Here is a 23,569-nt window from a genome sequence, read left to right as displayed (position 1 = left end):
GGAGAACATTTATCGCCTCACAGACTACGCACATATCTGTCAAATGTATTTAATGCTTTCATATAGTTTGCCCGTTCAAAGGCAGCTGGTTCGGCAACATGAATTTGACTCATGCTTCCTCGCATCTGTTGGATGGATGTATACTCGTAGTTTTCCATCCAGTCTTGAAGCTCTTCCAGCATGGTGCTGATGCGCTCAGGTCCCTGGAGTAGTAATTCTGAGGCCATCATGGTAACGTTTGCACCCGCCATGACCCCTTTGATGACATCGGAAGCCGTATGAACTCCGCTGGTAAGAGCAAAATCAGCTTGAATGCGCTGGTAGAGAATGGCGATCCATCGTAGAGGTAGAAGCAGATCATCGGAAGTGCTCAAGGCCAGGGATGGTACCACGTTGAGTTCATTCAGATCAAAATCTGGCTGATAGAAGCGGTTGAAAAAGACCAGGCCATCAGCTCCTGCCTCCACACAACGTTTTGCGACGTGCGGCAATGAGGTAAAAAAAGGGCTGAGCTTGAGTGCCAGGGGAAGCTTCACTGCTGCTCTTACATCGTGTACCAGCTTGATATAGGACTCCTCAAGCTCGGCGCTCGATAGGTCAGGATCTGTCGGCAGGTAATAGATATTCAGCTCCAGGGCGTCGGCACCTGCTTGCTCTATCTTGTGAGCATACTCAATCCAGCCACCTGATGAGATTCCGTTGAGGCTGCCGATGATTGGAATCTGCACTTGCTGTTTGATCGTATGGATATGTTCTAGATAAGCATCTGGCCCAACGTTGTAACTATCCATTTCTGGGAAGTAGCTCAATGCTTCGGCATAGCTCTGCGTCCCATATTCAAGATAATGGTCCAATTCGTGACTCTCGTGCGTAATCTGTTCTTCAAACAGCGAGTACATGACAACGGCCGCAGCCCCTGCCTCTTCGAGACGCCGCACGAGATCAAGGTCCTTTGATAATGGAGAGGCCGAAGCTACAAGAGGATTCTTCAACTGGAGTCCCAGGTAGCTTGTTGACAGATCAAGTGATGCCATTGAAGGAGTCCTCCCTAGTTCTCTGTATGTGATAAGCTATTTCCATACTCATGTGTGGCATTGCTCATGTCGTGATAGGTATGCCACTGTGTTTTTACATCTCTGGTTGCCATCTGCATGAGCTCATTGGCGCGTTGCTGATTACTCTGTCGTAGCATGCGATAGCGTGTCTCGTTGTATGCATAAGTTTCTAGAGGGATACCTGGCTCCTTTGAGTCCAGGATAAATGGATTTTTACCTTCATCCTCCAAGGCTGGATTGTAGCGGTAGAGAGGCCAGTACCCTGACTGAACGGCAAGTTTCTGTTGATCCAATCCGTGATTCATATCGATGCCGTGCGCGATACAATGACTGTACGCAATGATTAGGGATGGACCGTCATAGGCTTCAGCCTCGGTGAAGGCACGCAAGGTCTGTTGATCGTTGGCCCCTAATGCGATGTGCGCGACATAGACACTTCCGTAAGCCATTGCCAGCATACCAAGATCCTTCTTTCGTGTAGCCTTACCACGAGCAGCAAATTTAGCAACTGCACCGCGAGGTGTCGATTTTGAGGCTTGTCCGCCAGTATTTGAATAGACCTCTGTATCGAGGACGAGGATATTTACATCTCTTCCACTGGCCAACACGTGATCGAGTCCTCCGAAGCCGATATCGTAGGCCCAACCATCGCCTCCAATAATCCAGACGCTTTTTTTGACCAGCGCCTCAGCCATGTTTAATAGTTGCTGGCTCTGCTTTTGCCGGGTCGGGTCGGATATGGTAAGTTCCTGAAGGCGTTTTTTCAGGGCGAGCACGCGCTCACGTTGTGCTTGTATGCCTGCCTCAGTTGTTTGATCAGCTTCCAGGAGTGCCTGGACTAAACTTGGACCAAGGTCGGCAGAAAGCGTTGAGAGTAAGCTACTGGCAGTTGTGCTTTGTTGGTCAAGTGTGATGCGCATACCCAGGCCAAATTCTGCATTATCTTCAAAGAGTGAATTAGACCAGGCCGGTCCTCTTCCTTGCGCATTGCATGTCCAGGGCGTTGTGGGGAGATTGCCGCCGTAGATTGAGGAGCAACCAGTTGCATTCGCGACCAGCATGCGATCACCAAATAACTGCGTTGCTAGCTTGATGTAAGGAGTCTCACCGCAGCCGGAACATGCACCGGAGAATTCAAAGAGCGGTTGTAGGAGTTGGGTGTGCTTGATCGCGTTTGGATTGAGTTGAGTCCGATCCACTTCAGGGAGCTGCTGGAAAAACGTCCAGTTTTGTTGTTCCTGTTCGCGTAGTGGCGGTTGGGGAGCCATGTTGATGGCTTTACGCCCAACTTGATGTTTGTCTTTAACTGGACAGGCAGCGACGCAGAGGGTACAACCTGTGCAGTCTTCCGCTGAGACCTGTAAGCTATACTTCATGTCCGGAAACTCTTTGAAATGAGCTTCAGTAGATTTGAAGAGGCTGGGAGCATCTATTAGCTCATCGGGCTGAAAGACTTTTTCACGAATCACTGCATGCGGACAGACCATCACACATTTACCGCATTGGATACATAGGTCTGGGTCCCACACCGGGATTTCTTGTGCGATATTTCGTTTTTCCCATTGTGCCGTGCCGGATGGATACGTCCCGTCGACGGGGAATGCACTTACTGGTAACGCATCGCCTTCGCCTGCGATCATCGGCCCAAGTGTCTTTTGTACAAAATCGGGAGCTTCGCAAGGCACCGGTGGACGGCGTGTGAGTACTGATAGTTTCTGAGGGAGTGGCTGAGTCCCATTCCACATCGCTGCGGTGGCGCCTACGTATGCTTCAACCTGAACGGGCAAGGTGACTTCATGCAGATTTTCTAATGCCGCGTCAACTGCCTGGAAGTTCTTCTCAATCACCGCCTCACCACGCTTGCTGTACGTTTTGCGAATACTTTTTTTGATCTGCTCGATGGCTTCATCATGCGGTAAAATGCCGCTGATGGCGAAGAAGCACGTCTGCATGATTGTATTGATCCGTCCACCCATGCCAGTCTTACGAGCAACCTTATGTGCATTAATGACATAAAAATGCAGGTGCTTCTCAAGAATCTCTTGTTGTGACTCATAGGGGAGATATTGCCAGACTGTTTCTGCACTATAGACACTGTCGAGTAAGAAAGTGGCACCTGGACGAGCATATTTCAAGACATCGAGACGTTCAAGGAAGCTGAACTGATGACACGCGACGAAGTCTGCCTGTCCTTTGCCGATCAGGTACGGAGCATGGAGCGGATGTGGACCAAAGCGAAGGTGGGAGATTGTCACAGATCCCGATTTTTTTGAGTCGTAGACAAAATATCCCTGTGCATAATTATCAGTCTCTTCGCCAATAATTTTGATTGAGTTCTTGTTTGCTCCGACTGTGCCATCGGAGCCTAGTCCCCAGAAGACACATTGAATAGTCTCGGGTCGCTCGATGGAGAACGTCTCATCATATTCCAAACTGGTAGAGGTGACATCGTCTTGGATACCAATGGTAAAATGCTCTTTGGGTTGTTGACGCGTCAGCTCATGGAAGATGGCCTGGACCATCGCAGGAGTAAACTCTTTAGAAGAAAGACCATAGCGTCCACCGATAATGCGTGGAGCTTTGTGTGTCGGGAATCCTTCGTTGAGTGCCGCAACGACGTTTAAGAATAAGGGTTCGCCAATACTACCGGGCTCTTTTGTACGATCCAGCACGGAGATGGCCTGGACCGTTGAGGGGAGCGCTTGTCGAAGATGTGCGACAGAGAAGGGATGGAACAGGTGCACTTTGATCATGCCAACTTTCTCACCACGCCTGGTTAGAAATTGGACCGTGGACTCGATAGTTTCTGCTCCTGATCCCATCGCGACTATGACCCGCTCAGCATCGGGAGCCCCAACGTATTCAAACAAATGATACTGGCGTCCAGTGCGAGCTGCCAGGCGATCCATCATGGTTTGCACAATGTCCGGACAGGCTAAATAGTAAGGATTAACGGTCTCACGCGCCTGGAAGGCCACATCGGGATTCTGTGAAGTGCCTCGAATGAAGGGGTGATCAGGGGAGAGCCCACGTTGATGGTGTGCCTCAACAAGGTCATCATCGATCATCGCTCGCATATCATCCTGATCAAGCATTGCAATTTTGTTAATCTCATGCGATGTGCGAAAGCCATCAAAAAAGTGTAAAAAGGGAATACGTGTGTGCAAAGTAGCTGCATGTGCAATCAGAGCAAAGTCCTGAGCTTCCTGCACCGAATTAGAGGCAAGCAACGCAAAGCCTGTTGCGCGTGCGGCCATGACATCGGAATGATCGCCGAAAATAGAGAGCCCTTGAGCTGCCAATGCACGTGCTGCAACATGGAAGACTGTTGGTGTTAACTCTCCAGCTATCTTGTACATATTTGGGATCATCAGAAGTAAACCCTGTGAGGCCGTAAAAGTGGTGGCTAGAGCACCCGTCGAGAGTGCACCATGCATGGCTCCTGCGACGCCAGCTTCTGATTGCATTTCGATCACCTGAGGAACAGCACCCCAGAGATTGGTTCTTCCTGTGGCTGACCATGCATCGGCCTGCTCACCCATTGGGGTGGAAGGCGTAATGGGATAGATGGCAATGACTTCACTGGCAGCATGAGCTACATTAGCGGCTGCGTCATTTCCATCTATCATCTTCCATGTATGCTCCATAATCCTTCTCTTTCTCACTATACCTTTATCAAGTGACAGGCAACTACTATCTGAGAAGCTCAAATAGTGATTGCCTGTCGTTCTGTCCCATTCTCAAGATGGCGAAGCATTGAGTTAAATGTGGCAGTGTCACTTTCTCCTTGAAACAGGAATGTCTATATTTGGATGCTATCATTCCTGCCTCACACTATTATCACAAGTGTCATGAGGGGGCTCTCACCAACATCACAAAGATCTAGTCTGCATGGGAGAAAGAACCTAATCGCTATTGTTCCTGGATTGTGAGAGCGCTTTTCTTTACTGTGAGGGATTTGAGAGAGAAATCTATCATACTCAGCATGACATATAAGAAAGAAGTATTACTCCTTTACGTTTGATTTTCTCTTGAAAAGAAGATTGACAATTTACTCATTGGAGGAAATGATGCAGATAACAGATTATACGAGCACTGTGCCGGATTATGTGACCAATACAAGGTTGCGTGCCTGGATTAAAGAAATGGTTTCGTTATGTAAGCCTGATCAGGTTCATTGGTGTACAGGCTCACAAGCGGAGTATGATCTCCTGTGCGAGCAGATGGTCATTTCAGGTACCTTTATTCGTCTCAATCCCGAGAAACGCCCCAATAGCTTCCTGGCTCGCTCGAATCCCGGTGATGTCGCTCGTGTCGAAGATCGAACGTTCATCTGCTCTTTAAGCAAGAATGATGCTGGACCGACAAACAACTGGGTTCCTCCCAAACAGATGAAGGAGACCCTGCGTGGACTATTTGATGGTTGTATGCGCGGAAGAACGATGTATGTTATCCCTTTTAGCATGGGACCACTCAATTCACCCTTAGCGCACCTGGGTATCCAATTGACGGACTCTCCTTACGTCGTTGTGAGTATGCGGATTATGACCCGTATGGGTCGAGCTGTCTATGACATTCTGCAAGAAGGTACTGAATTTATTCCATGTATACACTCGGTCGGCATGCCTCTGGAGGTTGGTCAGTCGGATATTCCATGGCCATGCAATAAAGAGACCAAATACATTGTCCATTTCCCAGAGGAACGGGCTATCTGGTCCTATGGTTCAGGTTATGGTGGTAACGCATTGTTAGGCAAGAAGTGTTTTGCGCTACGGATTGCCTCTGTCCTCGCACGTGATGAGGGATGGCTGGCAGAACATATGCTGATCCTTGGCATCGAGAAGCCAGATGGCGAGAAGACCTATGTGGCAGCTGCCTTCCCAAGTGCTTGTGGGAAGACGAACTTCGCAATGCTTGTTCCTCCTCCAGAGTTACGCCAGGAGGGGTGGAAGATAACGACCGTTGGCGATGATATTGCCTGGATCAAGCCGGCACAAGATGGGAAGCTCTACGCGATTAATCCTGAGGCTGGCCTCTTTGGGGTGGCACCAGGTACTAACACACGCTCAAACCCGAATGCCATGGCCTCGGTACGTGCTAATACCATCTTTACCAATGTGGCGCTCACTGATGATGGAGATGTGTGGTGGGAAGGGATGACGGAGACTCCTCCAGATCATTTGATCGACTGGATCGGCCAGGATTGGACTCCCACATGTGGACGCCCTGCCGCACATGCGAACTCGCGTTTCACGGCGCCAATTAGTCAGTGCCCGGTAATTGACTCAGAGGCTAATAATCCGCAAGGAGTACCGATCTCGGCCTTCATTTTCGGTGGCCGACGTTCAGAAGGGCCTCCACTGGTCTATCAATCATTCAACTGGATGTACGGCGTGTATGCTGCGGCTACTATGGGATCTGAGATGACGGCAGCGGCAGCCGGTAAGCTTGGCGAGGTACGTCGTGATCCATTTGCCATGCTCCCGTTTGCAGGTTATCACATGGCTGATTACTTCAACCACTGGCTGAATTTTGGTCGGCAGCTGCCTAATCCACCACGTATCTTTGGAGTCAATTGGTTCCGACGCGATGCCGATGGTAAATTTCTCTGGCCCGGCTTTGGTGAGAACATGCGCGTTCTGAAGTGGGTGGTTGAGAGAGCACATGGTCGTGCCGTGAGTATTGAGAGTCCCATTGGCTGGATGCCGCGCTACGAGGATCTGGACTGGCGTGGTATGGAGAACTTTACACGTGAGCAGTTCAATGAATTGATGTCTGTTGATCGTGACAGCTGGAAACAGGAATTGCTCTCGCATGAGGAGTTGTTTGAGAAGCTATATGATCGACTGCCAAAAGAGATGTTGTTCATCCGCGAGTTGATTCTGTCGAGCCTCTGGCGCTCGCCTGAGCACTGGGGACAAGCTCCAGAATGAATTATTCAGGGTCCATAGGATATAACGTTTTATGGACCCTGATGCCACACATCAAACGTCCTTTCCCACGATAAATATGAGTCTCAAAGACAACCATGAGTCTCATCAACAAGATAGGTATTTTTAGGTCTTTTTATAGATGAGGTAAATTTATAATGATCGATAACAGTCAACAAATTGATCGCGATAATGTAGTCATGGCATCGGCCCGGGCAGTACGCGTAAAGCCATATGATATGCGTCTGGTGTGGCGGCGCCTGGTGAGTGAATTTTTGGGGACATTCCTTCTGGTCCTGGTGGCGGCTGGCTCAGGAATAGTGGGGACGAAATATCCTGGCTCGGTTCCGCTTCAGTCAGCAGCAGCAGCAGTTATGTTAATTATCTTTGTCCTTATCCTGGCTCTGGGACGTATCTCTGGAGCACATTTTAATGCCGTTGTTACAATCGGCTTTGCTTTGCGTAATGTTTTCCCATGGCGGCGCGTGCCTGGCTATCTAGCCGCACAACTGCTGGGTTCCATTGCGGCGGCTCTCTTGCTCAGGGCATACTTTGGTAATATTGCCAATGTGGGCACGCTTGCACCAGCAGCAGGAGTAGGAGATTGGGGCATTCTGTTCTGGGAAACGATCATCACATTTGGGCTGATGACAACGATTTTTGCGGTTGTGAATGGCGGCATGAATGTTGGTAATATGGTGGCATTGGGTATTGCGGCGTACTTTGGATCGGCCATTCTTTGGGCAGGTCCAATCGAGGGACCCTGCATGAATCCAACGCGTCAACTGGGACCGGCTCTGGTATCGGGCGACTTTGCACATTTAGGGGCCTATCTCGTCGGGCCATTCATTGGAATGTTGCTCGCCGTTGGGCTCGCCTATCTGCTTCGAGGTCCTGGTGGTCGTGATGATCTGGGGCCAACACTGGCTCAGGGAGATGTTGAGGCGGTTCTGCGGGCAACGAAGGTGATCACAGATCCCTACTCTCCGACCGGAGACGACACGAGAGATACTCTTGAATAATCAGGAGGATCTCTTCTGTCTCTGTTGATTTTTCTGGACGTCGTAAGATGTAGATGCCGAAATGGTTGAATTTACTATTCAAACCATTTCGGTTCTTTTTTGAAAGGCACAAATTTTTGCATGCGAACGTGCTGACTTTTCAATGTTGGATATAGCGTTGGAAACGCTCAATACTGCGCGGGTCGACGCGTGCGCCGATGCGTACTAGCAGGATATTTTCAGGCTCCAGCGATATTTCAGGTTCGGTGGTCGTATATTCAGTGAAGCCTTGTGAAGCAAATAATTGCGTTATCACCTGACGGTAGCCATAAGGGGACATGTTCAGCCCTTTCATATCCCAGTGCCAGGAGAGACCCAGAGCAATCAGCAGCATATCCTCTAAAGCATCCAGTTCCAGAGCAAATGCCAGCAGGTTTTTAGCTATACTCATACCTCGCCAATTTGTACTAACTTCAATTGCGACCTCATATGCATTTTCCACCCCTTCCCACCAGGCATCAAGGGGAGCAATCGTGACCTGACCAATGATTTCTCCTTCTGGCGTATGGGCTAAGGCCAGAGCACAATCGGGACTTTTAGCAATTGAGATGAGCAATTGTTGTTCGCGCTCAGGGAGGCGTGCAAAAGCGTGAAGCCCTTTTTCAGCATGTAAGCGCTCTACCAGCGAAGGAGGACAGAAGTCACGTAAGATGATCGAACCTCGGGTTGTTGATAGCACTTTGCTGCGTGAGGGAGTGGAAGAACTGTCTCCGTGGAGCAGGTTGAACAGATCTGAAAATGGGGAGTGAGGACGCATCATTGGAAATGCCTGACGAAGAGGTGACGGCAAGAGCAGACGCCGCACGTGTGCGGCTGTTTCTCGGTTCTGGCGACTAATACTATCACGACGGGGCTGGATTGGTATATCCGTCGGACCATCCTGGAAGGTGGTTGGAAAATGCTCCTGCGTTATTTTTTTTCCCATCGCAGATTGATCCTGCTCTTCTTGTATCCTACTAGCTCGCCAGATTGGTTCCCAGCGGCTCACCCACGTCTTAGGAAGTTGCTCTGGAATAGGGAGAGCTGCCATCTCGGCCCAGAGCAGACTCCAGGCACGCGGCACTACCCGATATAGATCATATCCGCCTCCACCCAGAGCAAGCCAGCGTCCTGAACAGTACGTGTGTGCTAATTGATGGGCCAGCTGTGCTTGAGCTTGAATACCATGCATACTCAGGTGTAGATGTGTTAATGGGTCCCATGCATGAGTGTCGCAGCCATGCATCGTGACCAGTACATCTGGAGCAAATGAGGTCAATAATGGAGCCAGGACCATATTCATGACCTCAATATAGGAATCGTCCTCTGTAAACGGGGCCAGCGGAAGATTGACTGCATAACCGCGTCCACTACCACTTCCCAACTCAAGAATATCACCTGTGCCTGGAAAAAGATAACGCCCTGTCTCGTGGAGCGAAATGGTCATCACACGTGGATCATCATAGAAGGCACGTTGGACTCCATCTCCATGATGGGCATCAAAGTCGATATATGCAACTTTCGCTTCACATGTCTGGAGAAGATGTGCTATGGCAACAGCAATATCATTGTAGATACAGAAACCTGAAGCACGTTCTGACCAGGCATGGTGCCAACCTCCTGCGGGATGGAAAACATGCAGCGACTGTGGCGTTCCATTCTCCAAACCCCCTGATAAACCCATCACGGCATTGAGAGCGACCAGTGTACCTCCTGCAATAGTTGCCGCAGCAGTATGCATCCCTGGAAAAGCGGGCGTATCGCCTTCTTCAAGCCCATAGCGCGAGGCGAGTTGTAACAAATCTTGCTGATGATATTCCTGCTCGTCTACAACCTCGCTCAGACGTTGTATTGCTGCGACATACTCGGGCGTGTGAATGAGTTGTAGCTCATCAACCGATGATAAACGTCCGCGCAAACGTGTGAGCTCGTTTTCAGGGTGCCATAAATTGGTGGCTGCCAATAATTCCATCAACGCTTGCAGGCGTTGAGAATGCATGGGATGATATGGTCCAAAGTCATAGTGCATGGCAAGAGGATCAAATAGCAAGCGCGCATTTGGGTCAGCTATCGCATCAGGCATGGTCTTCCTCCTCCATAAATGCATCTCCCAGGGCATAAGCTACGCCCTCCTTTTCCAGACGTATAAAGAAAGGTGCGGGGTTGATCGTGCGTAATCGCAGTGAGGCGTGATGAGCTTTTTGCTCCAGGGATTCTGCAAGCACACTACTGATACCGATATGGAGTTGATCGGCGGCGAGTAGGGCTTTTGCCAGAGGAGTCATATGCCCGTTGGGAAGTTGAATAGTGACCTGCGTGCCAGGTTCAAATGCTCCCAGGGAGCGAGCAAGGGTCAGAAGCATATCACTGCGTGTCACGATGCCAACCAAAACAGCTCTTTTTTGAGCATCATCCTGGTTATACTCAATCACAGGCAAACAATTTATCCCTCGTTCGACCAGTAGTTGTGCCGCAGCTGCTACTGGCGTTTCCGGGGTGAGAGATACTGAAGATGGTTGCATGATCTCTGCGACATGTCTTTCTTGCCATGTATGAGCCAGAGGATTTCTCATTTCCTCTTGTTGCGTAAGGGCAACTGCCATATCGATATCTTGAGTCGTGAGTAGTCCTTTAAAAAGAAATGTGGGTTGCTGATATTGATATGCTTTTTGAGGTGGCTGCAATGGTCGTATTACTTGTACAACAGGGAGGTGATGAAACTGGTACTGCCTGAGTAAACCTACTGCATGGCTTAGCGTATCATCAGGCTCAACCGTAATCAGTTTTGTTTGCATAATCTCGCGCACAATCATAGTTGCTTTCCTCGTATCTCCGAAGAGCTTCTGGCGATTTTTTACTTCATTGTTATGTACCATGGCATACACGAGGATGAGATTGTGATTATGACCAATAAATTACACATCCTTATGTATATGGCTTATTATGTAGTATCGAGTGCATCTATTACAAAATCATCACGTTAGAATGAAGGACTATCACGCAAACATCACAAAATCATTGTCAATCTCTGTTTACGGATACAATAATAGCACGGGGATTGTACAGACTACCATTGTCTATACAATCCCCGTGCCAGAAACAGGCTGTGTTTCCTTTTTGCACTCTACGGGGTGCAAATACAATGCTATTGGCAATGTTTAGTGGACGCCTGCTGCCTCCTTAACCTGGATGGGAATTTGTTTTGCTTTCATCCCTTCAGCCTTGGGTACGGACACTTTTAGTACACCGTGTTCGTAGGTGGCCAGAACCTTGTTGACATCAATCATGCCAGGGAGCGTTACGGTTCGTGACATCTCGCCCTCGTAGCGCTCGCTGCGGATATAGGTACTCTTCTCTTTTTTGGTTTCTACATTCTTTACTGCCCGAATAGTCACCGTATCGCTTTCTGCGGCGATGTGAATATCCTCAGGTTTGAAACCTGCAAGGGAAGCCTCGATTATATACTGTTGTTTATCTTCAGTTTCGTAAATGTCCAGCGGAAAAGTGCGCCCAGTGAAGAATCCAAGACGTGGTCCGACAAAGCTCTCTTCAAACAAGCGGTTCATGACTTCACGCAAAGGCATCAACTCATCAAAAGGATCTCTACGCATCATTGACATTGTTTTTCCCTTTCATGTTTTGACGTTGAAAGCGTCATCTTCTCAACTCTGTTCTTAAGAGAATGCCTGGGGTATTTGCACTGCCCTTTCATTCCTTACACCATGTACTTTACTCTTTGCAGATTACAAAGGCATCACAATTGAGCCTCATTTTATCACAAGAAATTCACGGGAAAATATTATCATCAAAACTCAGTTTTAGTTGCAGCATAAGATATTTTTGTGCGCATAATCTGGTGAATAGCATATCTTTTGATTGCTTCTTGCCAGTGGCATGTCGGATTATATGACCGGGAGCGTGGTGGTAGTGGATGGTAGAGTGTTGCAGGCTTAGTATCTCAAGCTATGAGATAGGTTGCCTCATTGTCTATATCGGGACCAGAAAAAGAGTTGGCGTTCAATAAATCTCATTTCATTGAACGCCAACTCTGGTTTTTGTAGGACTAAGCCAGGATATCTGGTCTATAATAGGTAGAGAGAGGCTATAATTTCAGCTCTGCTTTCATCAAGTCATCGGCTAGTGAGGGTTGGAGATGTATACCAAGTTTCCTGCAGATATTTTGCATCCCTATATTTTCGAGGAGAATGTCACCTGTAAGGCGCTGAAGCTTTTCGTCTTGACCAAACTGGATCAATTGACTTAATAACTTGGTACCCAGTCCCTGTTGCTGAAATCGATCGGTAACAATCACCGCAAATTCTGCTTCATTGGCCCACGAAGTTTTGATGAGGCGACCAACACCAATAATCTCATTTTGCTGCATCTGTGGATTATAATAATCGGCCACGATAGCCATTTCTCGATCATAATCGATAAAACAGACTCCGATTAAGCGCTCGTGGGCGATCCGTTGGCTCAGTCCCAGTACTTGTAACCAGCGAAAATAGACGCTGCGTTCTGAAAGCGTCTCATGGAACTGGATCATGAGGGGCTCATCTTCAGGACGAATGGGACGCAACGTGACCTGGGTTCCATTGTGTAATGTCCAGGGATGCACGTATTGTTGGGGATATGGACGAATGGCAAGCCTCGGTAATGAGCTCTCACTACTATCGGGCTGATGTAACACCACACGTGCGTCGAGAGCAAGTAGGCGTCCATGAGAAGCGAGCAATGGATTAATGTCGATCTCCTTGATGCGAGGTTGCTCAGCCACCAGATAACTAAAACGTACCATGAGCTGCTCTAGTGCGGCAAGATCTACTGGTAGGCGTCCCCGTGTCCCTTGCAGAGCTGCAAAAATGCGTGTGCGTTCTATCATACGGCGTGCCAGGGTGGTGGTTAGAGGCGGAAGGCCTAAGGCATGATCCTGATAGACCTCGACGAGTTGCCCTCCTGAACCGAAAAGGAGAACCGGACCAAATTGCGCATCAAGGCTACTGCCCAGGATAAGCTCGTAGCCATCGAGGGGGATCATTGGTTGGACCGTTACTCCTTGAAAATGTTCGGCACCAACTTTCTTTTCCACGCTCTCTGCTATGGCATGGTACGCCGTGCGCACTGCATCTGCATCGTTGAGATGTAATTGAACCCCTCCGACGTCGGTCTTATGCGTAATCGTTTCTGAAAAGAGTTTGAGGACGACTGGATACCCAATTTTTTCGGCATATTGGACTGCCTCCATTTCACTGGTGGCGATGTGGGTCTCGACTGTTGGAATGCCATAGGAGGCCAGGAGTTGTTTGGACTCAAATTCGTTTAGCAACGTCCGGTTTGATTGTTGGGCGGTTGCAATCAGTTTCGTTGCGGTTGCTCGATCAGGGCCGCCGTGTTCCAGCTCTTGAGGTGGCAGGGGCGTTTCATAGAGACTGCGTAGATTGGAGACGTAATTCCACATGTAATCGAATATCTGGGCTGCGGTATCCGGATAAGGAAATGTGGGGATATCAGCTCGTTGCAGAATGGCATTACCACTTGTGATGGTTGCTCCTCCCATCCAACTCGCCAGGATCGTTTTACCCGTGCTGGTGGCATAGTGCTTTAAGCGCTCGGCTGTGAGCGTTGGGTCAGTCATGGCTTGAGGCGTCAGGATGACCAGTAGGCCATCGCTGTTGCTATCCTGTATGGTGGTTTCAATGGCTTTGGCATAGCGTTCCGGGTCGGCATCTCCAAGAATGTCTATTGGGTTGCGATGGCTCCAATGAGCCGGGAGGATTTTGTCAAGCGAGCTAATCGTTTGAGGAGAGAGCTCTGTCAGGGAGCCGCCTGAGCTTATCAGGGCATCGGTGGCGAGGACGGCTGGACCGCCGGCGTTTGTTACGATGGTGAGATTCGGCCCTTTAGGATAGGGCTGTTTAGAAAGTGCCTCTGCCATAGAGAAAAGCTCATCAATGCGATTGACGATCAGTATACCACTTCGGCGGCAAGCGGCCTCAAATACTTCTTGGCTGCTGGCCAACGCTCCAGTATGGGACGTTGCAACCTGAGCTGCCTCCTGTGTGCGACCAGCTTTCATCACAATGATGGGTTTGCTGCGAGCTACTTCTCTGGCTGCTGAAAGGAACGATCGTGCATCACCAATGGTCTCCAGATAGATCACGATGCTGGTTGTCTGCTCATCGCTGCCCAGGTAATCAATGAGATCGCCCCAGTTTACATCCATCATTGAGCCGATAGAGATGAAGGCACTGAAACCGACATTTTCTCCCAGGCTCCAATCCAGGACGGCTGTACAAAGAGCTCCACTTTGACTAATAAAACCGACATGACCAGGTCGAGCCATCGCGCCAGCGAAGGTTGCGTTGAGGCCGGTCAGTGGACTCATGACTCCCAGGCAGTTTGGCCCAATGATGCGGAGGTTTCCCTGCCGAGCTTGTTGTAAGATTTTTGCCTCTATCTCGGCCCCCTGGGCACCGGTCTCTTTGAAACCGGCCGAGATGATGATCGCTCCTTTGACGCCGGCTGCTACACACTCTGTGATGATCCCTGGTACGGTCGCTGCTGGCGTGACAATCACGGCCAGATCGACAGATTGAGGCAGGGAAGCCAGGTTGGGATACGCTTTGATACCCAGAATGCTGGCACGCTTTGGATTGATGGGAAAGACTGTGCCCCCAAATGGATTGCTGACGAGATTCCAGAGGATCGTTCGTCCAACGCTACCCTCTTTTTCGGTCGCTCCAATAACTGCAACACTCTGAGGCTCAAAGATAGAGTTTAAGGGATGATGTTGCTTGTAGCGAAAAATGGTGGTGGGTGCAACTCTGTTCGAGGTAGGCTGCCCTCCGACTCTACGTGTCTCCATATGGCTTTTAGCCCTTTCATATAATGACGCTTATTCCTATGGCAGATGTCCAAATTTGCCACTCTGCGAGGAAATAGCATGTTCCTTCTTATAGAACATGCTAGTCATTATAGAAGAGTTAGCTCATAGACTGATCTCTATTTGTTATATTGTGATCACAATGGTGTCACATAAAGGTCAGCCTTCCACTCTCTAGATCGTGGATGACGCAAATCTTACTCTTTGGGCTTGGTTGTAAATTGATAACCAATGCCAACTTTAGTCAGGATATAACGAGGATGAAGTGGGTCTGGCTCTATTTTTCGTCGCAGGCGATTGACATTGACCTGAAGCATATGGCTCTCGCCGACATATTCTCCACCCCAAACATGTTCAAGCAGGAGATCATGTGTGACGACACGACCAGCGTTTTGCAGTAGATATGCAAGGACACGATACTCTGTCGGAGTTAGCACGATCTCTTTTCCACCGATTGTCACCAGGCGCTGCGAATAGTCGATGGTTAGGGCTCCGATCGTAGTTACGGTGCGCACGGCGTAGGCTTGCTCCTGAGGAGAAAATTGCGTGCGACGTAGCACTGCGCGTACACGTGCGGTTAATTCGTCTATGTTAAATGGCTTGGTAAGATAATCGTCAGCTCCAAGATTTAATCCTTTGATTTTATCGCCATCCTGACCGCGTGCAGTGATAATGATGATGGGCAAAGATGAGAACTCACGGACTTTTTGACATACCGTGAACCCGTCCATTTTGGGCATCATTACGTCAAGCAAGACCAGATCTGGTGGTTGGGCCTCAATTATGGCCAGCGCTTCCGCACCGTCGGCGGCCGTGAGTACCTGAAAATCTTCAAGCTCAAGACTTCTTGCAACGAGTCGGCGAAGTTGTGGATCGTCATCAGCTGTAAGAATCACTTGTTTGCGTGCTGTCATCGTATCTATCCTTTATTTTTCATGGATGTAGCAGCGGGGAAGAGTATCTGAAATATGCTCCCCTTGCCTGGAAGGCTTTCTACCCATATGACACCATTGTGTAACTCGACAATATGTTTGCACATGGTAAGGCCAAGTCCTAAACCAGAAACTGGATTTGTCAGTTCCGTATTAATACGTTTAAAACGATCAAAAATGTGCTCATGCTCTTCCTGAGGAACACCAATGCCTTCATCACGAATAGTCAGGTGCACGAATGGTGGCTGATGTTGCTGGAAGTATGCACGTACCTGAGGAGACATCTGTGCTATCGGCTGATCAAGGTTTTGAAATGTGAGTGTGACAGTGATGGATGGGAATGTAGATGTATATTTTTGAGCATTATCCAAGAGTTGTATGAGTAACTTTTGGATAAGCATTTGATCTCCCTGGATGATATAAGGTTCCTGTATATCAGAGGCTATAGTATTGTCTTGATGGGAGAGCGATATCATACTCTCCGGATATTTTTGCCGCTCGACGGCAAGTACTTCTTGTATAATAGGAAGCAAGTCAAGAGGACCTGGATGAAATGTGGTGGTACCCATTTCTAGAGAGGCAACATCGAGCAAACTATCCAATACAGTAGCCATACGATGACTTCCTTCTGCGATGGCCTCAAGATATTCGTGCAGTTCATTTTGAGGGATATGGCCGTCATGACGAAGTAAAAGTGTCGCATAGCCCTGGATTGCCGCCAGTGGGCTACGTAGTTCATGACTGAGATTGGCTAGCCATTCTGCATTCAGGCCAGGATTAGCGAAAGCATTCAGTGCATTTTCTCTCTCTGTATGAGAGTATTGCTCATCATTCATATAATTCACTTATCATATAGTTGCACAAAGTCTCTACCTCTCCAATATTTCTCTCTCCCCAAGTATAGACAGAAGAAATAACAATGGACAGTATTTACAGAGTCATTTGTGTCACAAATAGATCACAGAAAGAGAATAATTGATAGTTTTTGGCTCATACAGTCGTTCCGTCTCATACATATTGTATACGATCTGATAAGATGGCGTGGACTTTATAACATCTATCAGATCGTATACAAACAGCATAGAGAGGGCAGATGCTTGTGGCTACATCTGCTTGATCTTGTCTACGCGCCTCAAGTGCTATAGCGCACTTGTATATGCGCTTTTTTTCTGTAAACGATCCTGCTTCTCATTATTGGATGTAAGAGAAGCAGGCTGTGATGGTACGATGAGTAATGGTTGTCTGGCCTGATGCTGGATACTCTCTGAGGGATTTCCTTGTGTCCAGCGTGATAAGCCTGCCAGGTCGTGTGTCGCGATGGCGAGGATATCATATCCGCCGAAGATGCTGGCGTTTTCGGCAGCTTTGATAACAGCATGTGTGATATCGTGATCTACAATCACAGACCTGTTTGTGGCTATTTTGTATTGTGTTATATCTGGAGCAAGTTCACCTCTCTGAATCCGTTCTAGCGTCTGCTGGAGATATTCACTTACATGTTCTTTCTCTTCGTGGCTATTGCCTGGGCTAATCACCCTCAGCATATGAAGCGTGCCGGAAAGAGGAGAGGCCAGGGCTGCAATCAGTTGAGCGGCCGGATTGAGTGCTGCCTCGGCATGAGAAGAGCCATCCAGTGGCACAAGAATGCGCAATGGCTGTAATCGATCAGGATCTGTATTCACAAAAGCAGCGTTCTCATGATGAAGGAGTAGGACTGGGACTCTGGCATGTTTGGTTACTTTGTCAATCACACTGCCCACGACCCAGCGATTCATATTTGAATAGTCATGCCCACACATCACCACGAGATCGATACGATGAGTGGTAATGGTCGAAAGAATAGTGGGAGCCTCGATGCCGAAAGTCACAGTAGTCTCGATGGAAACATGTGGGAGCCGACCTGACTTGACGAGCGTATGAAGATACTTCTCCGCCTCGAATCTGGCTGTGGCAGGTAGCTGTTGTGTCAGGGGGGTATGAGAGGGCCAATTTGTATTGACGACACGAAGTAAGACAATTGTGCCGTTAATGACGCGTGCAAGCTGTAGTGCTGCGGGAAGTGCGCACTCAGCAAGTGGTGAACCATCAAGTGGAACAAGAATACGTTTGAACACGATTGCTCTCCTTATGTGCGACTATTCTGCTTTATGATTAAGATGATGAGCATCGTATTCATCTTGCTCAAATTGGCTGGATTTGTCGAAACGACGAATACGATAGAAAAAGATGATTGCTGAAGGCCATAATTCCTCCTCGCCAAAGGATAAATGTCTTAGATCACTGAGACATCACGGGCTGTGTTGACGATGTCTCAGTGTGATCACAATGTGGATCATAGGAAGTGATAGAAGAGATCACGCTTCGCTACTACTCCTTGATACCCGGCTGTACCTATAAACTGATAAATGGGTGATATGTTTCCCGAACAGCTTGTTTTTGTGTCGCGGCTTCGACAAGTATGTTTCCTTTGTCTCCTTCGCTTTCAACATGTTTGAGAACCAGGACTGGAAGAGTTGTCCGACTGAGAATTTCCTCTGTTACGCTGCCCAGTAGCCAGCGAGGGACACCATGACGTCCATGCGTTGCGACGGCGATAGCACTCAATGGAGGAACATCCATGAGGTTGGCCACATCCACTACTGAAAGGAGTCGAGCTGCCACATCCTCGTCGCAACGGACAGTGAAATTGACATCTAATGGGATATTTGGCGCAATGGTTAAAAAGATTCGCCGGGTCAAATCTTCCAGATAGTTTTCAGCTTGATCATACGCGTCTTTATTGGCCTGAGCAATGGTCTTACCATCCAGTGAGTCCACAGAAACGATCGGTTTGACAACACGCATGAGATGTAGGCTTCCAGGGTTTGGACGGGACAAGATCGCACTTAATTCAGCGGCTGGCTTAATGGCAGTTTCTGCATGACTTGAGCCATCAAGGGCAATCAGCATGCGAAAAGATTTTTGCTCGTACTCTTCAGCCGTTTGTTGGTCGTGTTTTTCATGTAAGATGAGCACTGGAATTGAGCTATCGCGAGCGACCTGTTGAGCTACGCTTCCCAGCATCAGACGTTTCAAACCAGTTCGCCCATGACTGCACATGACAATCAGATCAGCATGTGTAAGTGCAGCGTTCTCGACGATTGCTCGGGGAGGAGTGCCATACAGGGTGGCTGTTTTAACCTCGATATCTTTAAGGAGTGGAGTTGCACAGATGCGCGCAAAGTACTTTTTCGCTTCATCCTCATTGATGTCTATGGCATCCTGGACGAATGCTCCGGGGGCCAGAGAGTAGGCAAGATAGTCTGTTGAGTATGAGAGGACATGCAAAAGTGTCAGGGTAGCACCAGTAGTTCGAGCGATGTGAGCTGCCATTGGTAATGCTTGCTCAGCACATGCAGACTCATCGAGTGGAACAAGAATATGTTTAAACATAGAAGTATCTCCTTTGAAACCTGCTTAGCGTTAGTGAACTTTTTTATACCTTCCTACACTGAATAGGATAAGCCAGGTGCCTCTCAAGAGACTCTCTCCTCAGAAAATTTCTCTCACAAAAGAATCACAATGGATATGTGCATAGGAGCTCTTCAAGTGAGAATGAGAATGCGTCGCTGGCGATTTCCTTAACCTATAGTGATCGATAATGGCGAGTTGAAGGCTTTGAGAGCTCTTTGTGAGTCTTTTTTTGTCGAGTTTGCCGCTTTTGTGATGGGAACAAGCTATCCTTCAGGTAAAGATATTCCCCGCTAGAAGGAAGCATGAACAATAAGTCTGGGTGGTGCAAAGAAAAGATCATCTGGAATTGCTGCTCATATTTCAAAGATAGCTAAGATATTATAGAAATACTTGGAGACTATCTTCAGTAGCAAGAGATTGTATCCATGCTGTTTAAAATGAGGAGAATGACTATGTTCCAAAAGATTTTAGTGCCACTGGATGGTTCAGAACTTTCAGAAGAGGCACTCCCGCTTGCTGCTCATATTGTACGCGCCTCCAGTGGAGAGTTGTTGCTACTTCATATCATGCCTCCTTCTAGTGTGCCACTCTATCCAGGCACTCCGACGAAATCTATCTCCTCCAGGAAAGGACATGCTTTTCCTAGCGTCAAAGCATATTTTGAGCATGTAATTTCTCAAGAACATCTTAGTTCGCTCAAAGTACAGATGGATATGCGGGTGGGGGAAGTGGCTTCGAGTATTATCGAAGCGGCTCTTTCTCATCAAGTGGATTTGATTGTCCTGCGAAGTTATGGTGAAACCAGGTTGAAGCGCTGGTTGATGGGTAGCGTTGGACAATACCTTGTACGCTATAGTCCTGTACCTGTGCTGATTGTCAAAGATGTGCAGAATAAACCGGAAACATACATGCATAGACCTCGTATTCTTGTGGCCTTAGATGGCTCAATCCTGGCTGAGTCTGCTCTGCTACCAGCCGCGCAACTGAGTGAAATTCTGGCTGCACCAAGACAAGGGGCGATACATTTGACATATGTGGTGGAGCGCTTGACCGCGAGCTCGACAAGGACACCTGCCCAGGTTGAATACCTTAATAAAGAAATGAGAGATCAAGCCGAAGCCTATCTGACACAGATAAAGCAGCGTTTTATAGATGGACATTTATCTTCTTATCACCTGGATGTGACTACATCAGTTGTCTCTTACGCAGATGTGAAAGACATTACGAAGCGCATTGTCGAAGAAAGCTCATGTATTGGTGATGAGCCCGGGTTTACTGGCTGTGACATGATTGCTATGGCGACGCATGGACGCCATGGCCTGCAACATCTGTTGCTTGGTAGTTTTACAGAAGAAATCTTTGATACCGCGCCACAACCTCTCCTGGTTGTCCATCCGCAAAAAATGGAGATGAGAGAGCTGGAGCAGTCAGCCCAGGGGACCATTTCAAACGGTTAAAAATGAGCCGCTTGCATCCCAGGGCGATCTCTATTAAAATAGGGACAAAAGATATTCCATCTATCGAGGAGATTTAGATATGTCGCGTATTCCTCCTATTCCATCAGAACAAATCTCCTCGGAGATTGGATCGCCTGTAAAAGGGGCATTTTTCCAGGTGATGGCACATCGTCCGGCAATTCTGCAACCGACGATGCAATTACTTGAAGCTACAATGCGCAGCGGAAGCGTCGAGCCTACGCTGAAAGAGCTGATCGCGGTACGTGTCTCACAAGTTAATCATTGCTATTACTGTATGAATACGCGTAGTATTCTGGCGAGGCAACTTGGGGTGAGTGAACAGTTGCTTGAGGCGTTGGCCCATATCGACGAACATCGTCATCTTTTTACCGAGCGCGAATTAGTGGCGTTACGCTACGCCGAGACGATGACGACAGGTGCCCTTGATGTTGATGAACAATTATGGGATGAATTGCAGCAGTATTTCGACGATGGGGAACTGGTCGAACTTTCTACCGTGATTGGCTTGTTTAATTTCTTTAATCGTTTTTCTGATGCCTTGCACCTTGATCCACCTCAACCACGATCAAGATGAGGTTACATATCGTCTCCCGGAACTTTTTAGAGCGAATTTCCAATCTCCTTTTTGTCGATTAGTTTCGTACCAAAAGAGAGTTGCTGGGAACAAATTGCCCAGAAGAGAACATCGAGCTCCGCCTCTACTGACGGAGCTCGATGGTTTGTTATGAGGTATCAGGTGTTCAAGGATAGCTTACTACTGTGACCGGGACATCCGGGTTGGCAATAGTTGATGACCCTCCTGTATTATTGACAACGTTCAAGATACCACCAGATCCAGCTGTGGAGAGGAAGATTGTGAACAGGTCGTGGAGGCTTGATGCTGGAAGGGTGCTGGGAACCTCGAATGCATGTGCTGCGTAGATGTCTACACCCTGGTTGAAGAAGCTGTAGCTACCCATACCATATCCGCTGAAGCGGGTTACGGTGCGAGCGAGCTTGAAAGCCGCCCAACCATCCACACCCGGGGCTTCCATCCATGCTGCCTGACTGGGTGGATCGTAGGGCATCTCATTCTGGAAGAAGATGTCCGTGCCGCCATTTCCATTCCAGATCACTTCGTACTTTTGATAGTGTTCCACGAACAGGCCGTAAGCGGTGACGTTGTTGCCATTGACGATGACACCGGTATCGGCCGTGTTACTGGTCCAACCTACGCCATTGCCATGGTCGGCTCGCCATGCCCATATATCGTCAAGGATAACGTTGTTGCTATTGACGACGAGACTATTAGTAGCTTTACCTGCTGCCGCACCACCGATGCGGAAGAAAACATCCTGAAGCGTTGTTGGATCGGAAGCATCATGATCTCCAAAGGAGTAACCGCTTCCAACTTGCAGTAACGCTGGCGATTTTATGGTGCCCGCATCGAAGATTATCCCCGAAAGCGAAACGCCCTTCGAGCTTGAGACTGTCATTGGCACGATGCCATGTTCTGGAATGAGTGTGGGAAAACCGAGACCCAGTACTACTGCATCAGGGCGTGTAACTTTGATGCTCTGGTTGAGATGATAGACGCCTGGGGTCAGGATGAGATTCTTACCAGTATATAAGGCAAAGTTGATTACTGCGGCTGAGTCAGTCGGCCGGGCAATGAAGAAGCTTTTGAGTGAAATGGACGAACCAGGTGTTGTGCCACTACCCCATGATATGCCGGAGGAATTGTGCTGTACTGATGGCACGAAGACATTGTAGCGTCCATGAGAGTCTACATATAGATATGGCTGCTCTCGCGTTACCGGGCTGGTTGCGAGTGTGGTGTATGGGCCGCCGCATGATGTTTGAGCGGGGAAACACTGAGCTGGTGCACCTACAACACCTGAGAATACCTGGTTCCAGACACCGTTGCTCCAGCCTGCGATCTGGCTGTTTCTGACCAATCCCTGCTGCTGAGAGCCACTGACTACGGTGCTATTATCGAACTCTGAATCGGCGATGAAGCCACCACTGGCGTACGCTGGAGAGGTGCAATAGTCCATGAGGGTGGTTGCCCCATTGATGTGGACACGACGCATCGGCGCGGCCTGCGATACTGCCCAGAATTCACCAGTGTAGCAGCCTGCGTTTGGATTGGTGACATTGATGCTCAGGTTGGATAGCGAGCGCCAGAAGTTCACGAGTGCGATACAGTTATTGGAGCTATCGCACTGGTTGTATACATCGATGGAGCCGTTGATGATAACATCGTTCGGGGAGAGCCCGAGACCGGCAACCGTGGTGTAGTAGCCCACCTGAAAATTGAGTGGGGTGGTGCTGGATCCATATGTGCCTGGCTCAAATAATAGCGCATAGCGCTGCGTTCCGAACTCGTTGGAGATCTGTTGTTTTGCCACGGCGTCGACCGTTGCCTGGATCTGGCTCAGTGGCATGCTGGGAGTGAAGATGTAAACATTCTGGCCAAAGTTATATTGGCTAGACGCTATTGATGGAACTGTCTGTGGCAATGTTGCCGCATTGGCTGATCCGACGTTGACTTGCGCGCTTTGCGCATCAGCATGAGCGATGGCGGAAGGATTGAAGAATAGGAAGGCTGTAAAGAGTACAATCATACAACAGAATAGCATATTCTTCCCGATCAGCCGTTGAGCAGGTTTTCGGTGCTTCAGAGCACCGAGAGGACGTGCATCCATGACATCTCCTTTTTCTCTCTTGCATACCTGGTGTTTAGAACATCAAGAGAGTTTGACCAGATGCAGACAGAAAGAGAACTCTGGCCACGCTTCCAGGAGGGTTCAATATAC

15 protein-coding genes are annotated in these 23,569 nt (G+C 48.6%); 4 read left to right on the top strand and 11 right to left on the bottom strand.

Features of this window, described 5'->3' with window-relative positions:
* Positions 1 to 17: 17 nt before the first annotated feature.
* Both AC27N8_RS15955 and nifJ read right to left on the bottom strand, forming a co-directional pair.
* Entirely contained in the window at positions 18 to 1,034 is a 1,017-nt protein-coding gene (locus tag AC27N8_RS15955) for a dihydroorotate dehydrogenase-like protein (RefSeq protein ID WP_487068379.1), read from the bottom strand.
* Positions 1,035 to 1,048: 14 nt separating this feature from the next.
* Positions 1,049 to 4,684, bottom strand: coding sequence for a pyruvate:ferredoxin (flavodoxin) oxidoreductase (gene nifJ / locus AC27N8_RS15950; protein ID WP_487068378.1), 3,636 nt, complete (start codon positions 4,682 to 4,684; stop codon positions 1,049 to 1,051).
* Between the two features lie 438 nt (positions 4,685 to 5,122).
* Between nifJ and AC27N8_RS15945 the strand changes: the two genes are divergently transcribed.
* Both AC27N8_RS15945 and AC27N8_RS15940 read left to right on the top strand, forming a co-directional pair.
* A complete protein-coding gene (locus AC27N8_RS15945; RefSeq protein ID WP_487068377.1) occupies positions 5,123 to 6,988 on the top strand; it encodes a phosphoenolpyruvate carboxykinase (GTP) in 1,866 nt (621 codons plus the stop codon).
* 155 nt (positions 6,989 to 7,143) lie between these two features.
* Positions 7,144 to 8,007, top strand: coding sequence for an MIP/aquaporin family protein (locus AC27N8_RS15940; protein WP_487068376.1), 864 nt, complete (start codon positions 7,144 to 7,146; stop codon positions 8,005 to 8,007).
* A gap of 139 nt (positions 8,008 to 8,146) precedes the next feature.
* Here the strand turns inward: AC27N8_RS15940 and AC27N8_RS15935 are convergent, their stop codons facing one another.
* The 8 genes from AC27N8_RS15935 to AC27N8_RS15900 form a co-directional block, all read right to left on the bottom strand.
* Positions 8,147 to 10,108, bottom strand: a complete 1,962-nt coding sequence (locus AC27N8_RS15935; RefSeq protein ID WP_487068375.1) for a GNAT family N-acetyltransferase — start codon at positions 10,106 to 10,108, stop codon at positions 8,147 to 8,149.
* Positions 10,101 to 10,838 (bottom strand): CBS domain-containing protein, encoded by a 738-nt coding sequence (locus tag AC27N8_RS15930; protein ID WP_487068374.1) that lies wholly within the window; start codon positions 10,836 to 10,838, stop codon positions 10,101 to 10,103. The genes AC27N8_RS15935 and AC27N8_RS15930 overlap by 8 nt, the downstream gene beginning before the upstream one ends.
* Positions 10,839 to 11,183: 345 nt before the next feature.
* Positions 11,184 to 11,645, bottom strand: a complete 462-nt coding sequence (locus AC27N8_RS15925; RefSeq protein ID WP_487068373.1) for an Hsp20/alpha crystallin family protein — start codon at positions 11,643 to 11,645, stop codon at positions 11,184 to 11,186.
* Positions 11,646 to 12,127: 482 nt separating this feature from the next.
* Positions 12,128 to 14,890, bottom strand: a complete 2,763-nt coding sequence (locus AC27N8_RS15920; protein WP_487068372.1) for a bifunctional acetate--CoA ligase family protein/GNAT family N-acetyltransferase — start codon at positions 14,888 to 14,890, stop codon at positions 12,128 to 12,130.
* A gap of 215 nt (positions 14,891 to 15,105) precedes the next feature.
* The gene (locus AC27N8_RS15915; RefSeq protein WP_487068371.1) at positions 15,106 to 15,822 is read right to left on the bottom strand and encodes a response regulator transcription factor; all 717 of its coding nucleotides are present in this window, start codon (positions 15,820 to 15,822) and stop codon (positions 15,106 to 15,108) included.
* 5 nt (positions 15,823 to 15,827) lie between these two features.
* Entirely contained in the window at positions 15,828 to 16,676 is an 849-nt protein-coding gene (locus AC27N8_RS15910; protein WP_487068370.1) for a sensor histidine kinase, read from the bottom strand.
* A gap of 303 nt (positions 16,677 to 16,979) precedes the next feature.
* Positions 16,980 to 17,954, bottom strand: a complete 975-nt coding sequence (locus tag AC27N8_RS15905) for a universal stress protein (RefSeq protein ID WP_487068369.1) — start codon at positions 17,952 to 17,954, stop codon at positions 16,980 to 16,982.
* A 277-nt stretch (positions 17,955 to 18,231) separates the two neighbouring features.
* Positions 18,232 to 19,272: a universal stress protein gene (locus AC27N8_RS15900; protein WP_487068368.1), complete on the bottom strand. Its 1,041-nt coding sequence runs from the start codon at positions 19,270 to 19,272 to the stop codon at positions 18,232 to 18,234.
* Positions 19,273 to 19,745: 473 nt separating this feature from the next.
* Here AC27N8_RS15900 and AC27N8_RS15895 point away from each other — a divergent pair, with 473 nt between their 5' ends.
* Together AC27N8_RS15895 and AC27N8_RS15890 are read left to right on the top strand one after the other, a co-directional pair.
* Positions 19,746 to 20,750: a universal stress protein gene (locus AC27N8_RS15895; RefSeq protein WP_487068367.1), complete on the top strand. Its 1,005-nt coding sequence runs from the start codon at positions 19,746 to 19,748 to the stop codon at positions 20,748 to 20,750.
* A gap of 79 nt (positions 20,751 to 20,829) precedes the next feature.
* A complete protein-coding gene (locus AC27N8_RS15890) occupies positions 20,830 to 21,345 on the top strand; it encodes a carboxymuconolactone decarboxylase family protein (RefSeq protein WP_487068366.1) in 516 nt (171 codons plus the stop codon).
* 166 nt (positions 21,346 to 21,511) lie between these two features.
* On the opposite strand, the gene AC27N8_RS15885 is transcribed toward AC27N8_RS15890, so the two are convergent.
* Positions 21,512 to 23,458 (bottom strand): adenylyl cyclase, encoded by a 1,947-nt coding sequence (locus AC27N8_RS15885; protein ID WP_487068365.1) that lies wholly within the window; start codon positions 23,456 to 23,458, stop codon positions 21,512 to 21,514.
* Positions 23,459 to 23,569: the final 111 nt, after the last annotated feature.

This window comes from Dictyobacter sp. Z7_2 (assembly GCF_057551105.1).
The sequence above is the reverse complement of the archived record's forward strand: the minus strand, read 5'-3'. Positions and strand labels throughout refer to the sequence as shown.

What these genes read in the sequence shown, in the direction of transcription:
- AC27N8_RS15955 (WP_487068379.1), bottom strand. Translation starts at nt 1,034, where the DNA reads ATGGCATCACTTGATCTGTCAACAAGCTACCTGGGACTCCAGTTGAAG.
- nifJ (WP_487068378.1), bottom strand. Translation starts at nt 4,684, where the DNA reads ATGATAGATGGAAATGACGCAGCCGCTAATGTAGCTCATGCTGCCAGT.
- AC27N8_RS15945 (WP_487068377.1), top strand. Translation starts at nt 5,123, where the DNA reads ATGATGCAGATAACAGATTATACGAGCACTGTGCCGGATTATGTGACC.
- AC27N8_RS15940 (WP_487068376.1), top strand. Translation starts at nt 7,144, where the DNA reads ATGATCGATAACAGTCAACAAATTGATCGCGATAATGTAGTCATGGCA.
- AC27N8_RS15935 (WP_487068375.1), bottom strand. Translation starts at nt 10,108, where the DNA reads ATGCCTGATGCGATAGCTGACCCAAATGCGCGCTTGCTATTTGATCCT.
- AC27N8_RS15930 (WP_487068374.1), bottom strand. Translation starts at nt 10,838, where the DNA reads ATGATTGTGCGCGAGATTATGCAAACAAAACTGATTACGGTTGAGCCT.
- AC27N8_RS15925 (WP_487068373.1), bottom strand. Translation starts at nt 11,645, where the DNA reads ATGTCAATGATGCGTAGAGATCCTTTTGATGAGTTGATGCCTTTGCGT.
- AC27N8_RS15920 (WP_487068372.1), bottom strand. Translation starts at nt 14,890, where the DNA reads ATGGAGACACGTAGAGTCGGAGGGCAGCCTACCTCGAACAGAGTTGCA.
- AC27N8_RS15915 (WP_487068371.1), bottom strand. Translation starts at nt 15,822, where the DNA reads ATGACAGCACGCAAACAAGTGATTCTTACAGCTGATGACGATCCACAA.
- AC27N8_RS15910 (WP_487068370.1), bottom strand. Translation starts at nt 16,676, where the DNA reads ATGAATGATGAGCAATACTCTCATACAGAGAGAGAAAATGCACTGAAT.
- AC27N8_RS15900 (WP_487068368.1), bottom strand. Translation starts at nt 19,272, where the DNA reads ATGTTTAAACATATTCTTGTTCCACTCGATGAGTCTGCATGTGCTGAG.
- AC27N8_RS15895 (WP_487068367.1), top strand. Translation starts at nt 19,746, where the DNA reads ATGTTCCAAAAGATTTTAGTGCCACTGGATGGTTCAGAACTTTCAGAA.
- AC27N8_RS15890 (WP_487068366.1), top strand. Translation starts at nt 20,830, where the DNA reads ATGTCGCGTATTCCTCCTATTCCATCAGAACAAATCTCCTCGGAGATT.
- AC27N8_RS15885 (WP_487068365.1), bottom strand. Translation starts at nt 23,458, where the DNA reads ATGGATGCACGTCCTCTCGGTGCTCTGAAGCACCGAAAACCTGCTCAA.